Annotated in this window: 6 protein-coding genes; 2 read left to right on the forward strand and 4 right to left on the reverse strand. The window is 69.2% G+C overall.

Features of this window, described 5'->3' with window-relative positions:
- Positions 1-388 (reverse strand): DUF2267 domain-containing protein (locus K8V84_RS16955; RefSeq protein WP_304076050.1); only part of this gene is annotated, 388 nt, incomplete at its 3' end.
- A gap of 149 nt (positions 389-537) precedes the next feature.
- Complete coding sequence (locus K8V84_RS16960; protein WP_304076052.1) at positions 538-1,029, reverse strand: DUF421 domain-containing protein; 492 nt, start codon at positions 1,027-1,029, stop codon at positions 538-540.
- A 263-nt stretch (positions 1,030-1,292) separates the two neighbouring features.
- On the opposite strand from K8V84_RS16960, the gene K8V84_RS16965 reads away from it, so the two are divergent.
- Together K8V84_RS16965 and K8V84_RS16970 are read left to right on the forward strand one after the other, a co-directional pair.
- The gene (locus K8V84_RS16965) at positions 1,293-3,131 is read left to right on the forward strand and encodes a SpoIIE family protein phosphatase (RefSeq protein ID WP_304076054.1); all 1,839 of its coding nucleotides are present in this window, start codon (positions 1,293-1,295) and stop codon (positions 3,129-3,131) included.
- 418 nt (positions 3,132-3,549) lie between these two features.
- Positions 3,550-5,022, forward strand: coding sequence for a catalase (locus tag K8V84_RS16970; protein WP_304076056.1), 1,473 nt, complete (start codon positions 3,550-3,552; stop codon positions 5,020-5,022).
- 76 nt (positions 5,023-5,098) lie between these two features.
- Here K8V84_RS16970 and K8V84_RS16975 read toward each other — a convergent pair whose 3' ends face one another.
- Together K8V84_RS16975 and K8V84_RS16980 are read right to left on the reverse strand one after the other, a co-directional pair.
- On the reverse strand, positions 5,099-5,476 hold the full coding sequence (locus K8V84_RS16975) for an ankyrin repeat domain-containing protein (protein ID WP_304076058.1): 378 nt from the start codon (positions 5,474-5,476) through the stop codon (positions 5,099-5,101).
- Positions 5,477-5,924: 448 nt separating this feature from the next.
- A complete protein-coding gene (locus K8V84_RS16980) occupies positions 5,925-7,235 on the reverse strand; it encodes a DUF5685 family protein (RefSeq protein WP_304076060.1) in 1,311 nt (436 codons plus the stop codon).
- Positions 7,236-7,363 lie beyond the last annotated feature (128 nt).

The raw sequence follows: 7,363 nt of genomic DNA on the forward strand, positions 1-7,363 counted from the left end.
CCGTCTGTCCGGTGTCGGCCCGCCCTCGCGCGCCATCGGGGTCGCGGGCCCATTCTGCGAGTTCGTCGGGGAGTCGGGAGGCCAGTTCCTCGGCGAGCTCCGGTTCCTCACGATGGATCCCGGAGAGCACGGCACCGGCCAGGCGCACGCCTTGCTCCCGCGGGCAACCGACCCGGCGGGCGACCTCCTCGGACAGTTCACCGCTCTCCATCGCCGGCGCGCCCGGCTGTTGGGGGATGTGGTCGCGCAGCGCGGCGGGCATGAGCCGGCGCAGGTGTTCGCGGGTGTCCGGGTCGGTGTTCCGGGCCAGCGCCTCCGCCGTTGCCTCCAGCGCCAGTCGCGCCTCCTCGTTGTCGGAAGCGCCGCCCTCGCGGGCCGCGTGCTCCATGAGCTCCTGGTAGGCGATCTTGTTCCCCCTCGCGTCGAGCGATGATCGACTTGCATGGTCATCCTGACCTGTGGTTTCGCCACCCGAACTCGAGGTTCCGCCGCCGGGAACGACCGATGGCCCCACCGTCGGTCGAAGACGCCCGAGGGTCACGACCTCTTGTCCGGTTTGGGGACGATGCTGATCATCCCGTTGGGTTCCAGGTAGGCGCGGGCGATCATGTCGAGGTCGCTGTAGCCGTGGAGTCGCAGTTGGGTGAGTACTTCCTCTTCGGTGATGAACTCGCGCCGCATCACCCGGCGGTCGAGTCTGCCGTCCAGGACGAGCGGTCGGGGGCGGGGCTTGACCAGGTGGGCGACGGCCGGCCAGCGGTAGGCGACCGCGTCGAGTGTCACGCTCCAGAACAGCATGGTGGCGGCCAGCACGAGGCCGTCGCCGATCGTGTCGGCGTTGCCGGTCATCCCCGCGCCGGCGGCGTTGGCCATGAGCACGACCACGAGCAGGTCGGTGATACCGAGGCCGCCGGACTCCCGTTGGCCGACGATGCGCAGCAGCAGGGCCAGTACAAGGAAGGTGACGCTGCCGCGCACGATGAGTTCGAGGATCGACTCGCTCGGCGGCACGATCGTGCTCCAGTCCATGGGCGACCTCCTCGGCGACGACGGTGGGGCTGTGGTTCGCGCGCCCTCAGTCTCACCCCGGCGGCCCGAACCGTGCGGAGACGACACGGAGGTTCGTTCACGCGCGTGGGTGGAGGGTCCGTTTCCAGACCATGGTCACTTACGGAGATTTTGCGTGTACCTAACGTTCGATCGGGTATTTCGATGCGACCCGACGTGGTCTGGGGCCGGACCGACGCGGGTCGAGGGGAAGTTCCACGGGGCTGCCGCCGGAGGTGGAGATTATGGGCGACACCGGTGGACCACCGGAGACCGACATGCTGCGCGCGGTGTTCGACGGGGTGGGGGCGGGGTTGTTCGTCATCGACTCCACCGGCCGCATCACCGCGTCCAACCCGTACGCGCGACAGATCGTGGGCCGCGACGAGGAACAACTGCTCGGCGCCGACGTACACGATCTGCTGCATCGGGACGCCGATGGCAAAGACCTTCCTCGTGAGGAGTGTCCGGCCCAGATCGTGTTGAACAGCGGTCGGCCCGCCGAGGGCAGCGAGGAGTTCTACCTGCGGGGGGACGGCACGCTCGTGCCCATCATCTGGGCGGCTACCCCGCTCCAGGACGTGGGCAGCCCGGAGGGCGCCGTCATCGTCTTCCACAACTTCAAGAAGCACCGGGACGCCATGGAGCAGACCGCGGCGCACCTGGCGGCGTTGGAGGAGCTCACCGCACGGCTGACCATGGTCGCGGAGAGCTCCGTCCTGCTCATCTCCACCTCCGACATGGGTGAGGCCCTGGATCAGTTGGTGCGGCTGTTGGTGCCGGAGCTGGGCGACTGGGCGGTGGTCGACCTGCTCCCGGAGGGGGACACCGAACGGCGGATGCGACGTGTGGCCGTCCACTCCCTGGGCGACCCTGGTGTGGACGAGTCGTTGAAGGGGCCGTTGCCTCCGCCCTCGCATCCTTCGCGTTCGGCGTTGGCTCGCGCCCTGCGCGGGACCCGCCCGGTGATGTTGGACGATCGGGCCCAGGAGAACGAGCCGGACGAGCCGTTCGCCCACGCGCACCGCTGGTTGTTCGAGGTCCTGGGGGAAGGGACCGCGGTGGTGGTCCCGTTGTACAGCCGCAGGAAGGTCTTCGGCGCGCTCACGGTGGGGCGTATCGGCGTGGGGTCCCGTCACACCGACGCCGAGATCCTGGTGCTGGGCGACATCGCCCGCCGGACCGGTCTGGTCATCGAGAGCACCCGCCTGTACGAGCAGCAGCGCGACATGGCGGTGACCCTGCAGCGGCAGCTCCTGACCCCGCTTCCGCAGATAGACCACCTGAGGTTCGCCGCCCGTTACCAACCGGCGCAGCGGGCCGCGGAGGTCGGTGGGGACTGGTACGACGTGTTCCTGTTGGCCGACGGGGTCACGACCATGGTCATCGGGGACGTGGTCGGGCACGATCTGCACGCGGCGGCGCACATGGCGGAGGTGCGCAACATGCTGCGCGCCCTGGCCTGGGACCGACAGGAGCCTCCCAGCGGGCTCATGCGGCGCCTGGACGAGGTCATGACCAACACCAGTGACGCGCCCATGGCCACCGCCGTGATCGCCCGTATCGAGGGTCCCGACGGCGGCCCGTGGCACCTGCACTGGGTCAACGCCGGGCATCCTCCGCCGTTGCTCGTCGAGCCCGACGGGAACGCCCGGTACCTGGAGGCGGGGCACGGCCCCCTCATCGGTATAAGCGCCGCCCTGCACCTGGGGTTGGAGTGGACCGACGCGTTGGAGGAGCTTCCCGAGCGATCAACGGTCCTGTTCTACACCGATGGTCTGGTCGAGAACCGCCATGAGCATCTCGACACCGGGTTGGAGAAGCTGCGCGGGCACGCCATGGACCTGAACCACCTCGGGTTGGAGGACTTCCTCGACGAACTCCTGATCCGTATCAACCCCGGTGGGGACGACGTGGCCCTGTTGGCGCTGCGGATTCCGGAGCGGGGCGAGGGCACCGGGGACGACTTGGCGCCACCTCAGCACGCGCACAACCCGGCCACCGCCGATCGGGGTGCCCCCGGTTCTCGGGTGGAGGACACCCCGGTGCGCGACACCTCCGAGCCGGACTCCGCTCCGGGCTAGCGCGAGGACCCGTCGGGCGGAAGGTCACGTCCGAAGGACAAGGGCCGCCCGTCCCCGTCGGGGCCCTGCTTGTTCCTCCTCCCCTCGGACCGGTACGGGCGCCGGGGCGGGGCTGTACGGGCACGAAGCCGCTCCGGTACGCCTCGCGGCCTCATCCGAGGGCGATCCATGGAGTGACCCAAGCCACATTTTCGCGCCCGATCCGGGCCATGGCACGCACCTTGCCCAAAACGGATCCGATCCTAGTTTGGAATCACTCCAGAAAACTGATTCAATACTTGAAAGCACCAGAGCGGTCCCGGCCGGAGGCGTCGAGCGTGGCACGACGAACTCCGCCGCGAAGACCGTTCGCGTGGGTGTCACGAGGCCCGACACCTGTCGGTGATCCCACCGCCTTCCGTGGAGGTACAAGGAACACATGTCGCACCAGGACAACACCAAGCCGCTGACCACGGCGAACGGTGCCCCCGTCGCCAACAACCAGGACAGCCTCACGGCCGGTCCGCGCGGCCCCATGCTGCTGCAGGACCTGTGGTTCCTGGAGAAGCTCGCCCACTTCGACCGCGAGGTGATCCCCGAGCGTCGGATGCACGCCAAGGGCTCCGGCGCCTTCGGTACCTTCACCGTCACCCAGGACATCAGCCGGTACACCAAGGCCGCGATCTTCTCCGAGGTCGGCAAGCAGACCGAGATGTTCGCCCGCTTCTCGACGGTCGCCGGTGAGCGCGGTGCCGCCGACGCCGAGCGCGACATCCGCGGTTTCGCCCTGCGCTTCTACACCGAAGAGGGCAACTGGGACGTCGTCGGCAACAACACCCCGGTCTTCTTCTTCCGTGACCCGCTGAAGTTCCCCGACCTCAACCGCGCCGTCAAGCGCGACCCGCGCACCAACATGCGCTCGGCCGAGAACAACTGGGACTTTTGGACCAACCTGCCCGAGGCCCTGCACCAGGTCACCATCGTCATGTCGGACCGCGGTATCCCCGACGGCTACCGCCACATGCACGGCTTCGGCTCGCACACCTACTCGTTCGTCAACGCCGAGAACGAGCGCTACTGGGTGAAGTTCCACTTCCGGACCCAGCAGGGCATCAAGAACCTCACCGACGAAGAGGCCGCCAAGGTCGTCGCCGAGGACCGCGAGTCCTCCCAGCGCGACCTGTTCGACGCCATCGAGCGCGGCGACAACCCGAAGTGGACCTTCTCCATCCAGATCATGCCGGAGGCGGACGCGGAGAACTACCGCTTCCACCCCTTCGACCTGACCAAGGTCTGGTCCAAGAAGGACTACCCGCTCATCGAGGTCGGCGAGTTCGAGCTCAACCGCAACCCGGAGAACTACTTCGCCGACGTGGAGCAGGTCGCCTTCACCCCGGCCAACCTGGTCCCCGGTGTCGGTGTCTCCCCGGACCGCATGCTCCAGGGTCGCCTGTTCTCCTACGGTGACGCCGCCCGCTACCGTCTGGGCGTCAACCACCACCAGATCCCGGTGAACTACCCGCGCGGCGCCAAGCTGGTCAACACCTACCACCGCGACGGTTCCATGCGTGTGGACGGCAACCAGGGTGGCGTTCCCGGCATCGAGCCGAACTCCTACGGCCGCTGGCAGGAGCAGCCCGCGTACGCGGAGCCGTCCCTGGGTGTCGGCGCCAACGCCGACCGGTTCAACTACCGCGAGGACGACGACAACTACTTCCAGCAGCCCGGTGACCTGTTCCGCGGCATGACCTCGGAGCAGCAGGAGGTCCTGTTCGCGAACACCGCGCGTGCGATCGACGGTGCCTCCGAGGCCACCATCGAGCGCCACATCGCCAACTGCACCAAGGCCGACCCGGCCTACGGTGAGGGCGTGCGCAAGGCCATCGAGGCCCACAAGGCCGGCAAGCTGTAACGCTTTCGGTCCTGATGGGAGGAGCCGGCACGGGCGACCGTGCCGGCTCCTCGGCGTTTCGTGCGGACGGTGAAGATCAGGGAAGCAGTTCGGTGCGGTCGAACATCTGGGCGGTGGCGCGGGCGCTGGGAGTCCCGGCGTCCAGGTCCGCCCCGGCCGCGATGAGGGCCTTGACGACCTCGTCCTCACCCTTGAAGAGCGCGCCGGCCACCGGTGACTGGTCGCGCTCGTTGCGCAGATCGACGTCTGCTCCACGTCCGATGAGCTCCCGGACGGTCTCCCCGTGGCCGTGGTAGGCGGCGAGCATCAGCAGGGTGTTGCCGTCGGTGTCCCGGACGTCGATGTCGAGCCCGTGGTCGAGGAACTCCAGGAGTTGGGCGGTCTGCCCCTCGCGGGCCATGTCCATGGCCAGGGTGATCACCCGGTCGACCTGTTCTGGTGACAGTTCGTTCATGGGTCTCATGCTAGAAGCCCTGGTGCGGGCTCCCCTACGTTCCGGGCAGGGTTTTCCACAGGCCTTCTGCGAGATTTCCCGCAGTGGTCCATCCTGGAGTCACAGGCACCTTCCGTCACCGTTGTGAGCGGCGATGATCACGACCTCGTTCCCCCTTCGCCCCCGACCCGGCCCGGCTGGAACGCCCGGCCCTGGAGTACGTGCGAACACGGATCGTCCGGCACGCCGCACCCGCCGGTCGCCGGTCGCCGGTCGCCGGTCGTCGACCACCTGCCGCACGGGTGCACCGACCACGACCTGCTCCACAGCGGGCCACGGCACCGGGGCCCGTGCGGTGATCGGGCGTCGCTTCCCATGGCCGGCCGAGGAGTTCGCGTGGCCGATGCCCAGCGGGGCCGGGAGAGCCGTCGGAGCGGGCGCGGTGGTCGGGCGAGCACCGGACCGGGCTTCAGTCACAGCAATTGCAGTCGCAGTCCTTACAGCGGGAACAGCTGCCACAACAGTCGCAGCAGTTGCCGCAGGTCTCCCCCGCACATCCGCAGATGTCGCACCAGGCCTCGCGGGGCTCGCCCGACCAGGGGCCGGGGTGCGGACCACGGCAGCAGAGCTGGCAGGTGCAGCACATGAACAGAGCGGCGGCGCAGCCGGCGAAGAGACCGCGGGACCGGGGCGGTGTCTCCAGGGCGGGGGTTTCACAGGCACGGGTACAGCAACCACCCTTGTTCCGGTGGCCACCGTCGCCACCGGAGCCGTCGCCGCCGTGTCCATGCCCGCCCTGGCCGTGTCCTGGGCCCGAGCCCCCGCCGTGGTCGCCGGACCCGTGACCGGGGTGGTACCCACCTGGGCCGGGTCCGTATCCGGGAGATCCCGCTCCGTGCCCGGGGTGTTCGGGGTGTCCCGGGTGGCCCGCGTGGGCGAAGGTGCGAGAGACCGCGCGGCGCAGTTCGGTGACGAGCAGGGCGCGGACCAGGCGGTCATCGGTGAACTCGGTGGCCTCCAAGGCCAGACGCACGCCCAGGACGGCGTCGTCGCAGAGCTCACGAGCGCGGTCGGCACCGGTCTCGGTGGCGGTCAGGGGGTTCCAGGAACCGTTGGCGAGGTCCTCCTTCTGGTCCTCGACGGCGTCCAGCAGGTGGGCGATCCGACCGAAGAGCCGACCGGCCTCATGGAGCGGTTCGGCGTTGGCGGGGCACCCGGCCAGCGCGGCGGTGTGCGCGAACGCCTCGGCGGTGGCCTCCTCGGTGGGTGCCGTCACGGTGAGGACGTCGGTTCCCGGACCGGCGGCCGACTCGACCTCGCGTTGGCGATCCATGACGGCGGTGAGGGCGGAGGTGTCGAAGCCCAGACCGGTACCGGCCTCCCTGGCGTCCTGCTGCCAGCGGCGAGCCATCCGCCCGGCGACGGCGCGCACACCGGGCCGGGCGAGGCGCCCGTCGCCGTCCTCGATGTGGTCACGGATCTTGCCGGAGGCCAGCATCAAAGACACCGTGGCGGCCAGGTTCGCGCCGGTGCCGTCGGCGACCCGCGCGGTGCGCATGCCCCGCAGCAGGCAGGGACCGACGGCCCGGGTCGCGGCCTCGTCCCGGGACTGTGCGGCGGTCAGAACCGAGATGACCAGCCCGTCGTGGTTGGTGGCCAGGCGCGAGGCCTGGCCGTGCCCATCGCGCAGGGCCAGGCAGAGCCCGCACAGATGGGACATCCATTCCGTGGCCAACCCGCCGGGCAGACTGTGCCGACAGGGCCGCAGGATTCCGAACACGACCGCTCCCATTTTCCTCACGGAGCCCCGACCGGGGGCTCTCACGCAACGGTGTACGACTCCCGTCGCAGGCGTTCGGTTCGAATTATCCCGATAGCGACCTATGGTGCTCGTCGTGGCAGGTCAGC

Source organism: Nocardiopsis listeri (assembly GCF_020741345.1).
Lineage (GTDB): Bacteria > Actinomycetota > Actinomycetes > Streptosporangiales > Streptosporangiaceae > Nocardiopsis > Nocardiopsis listeri_A.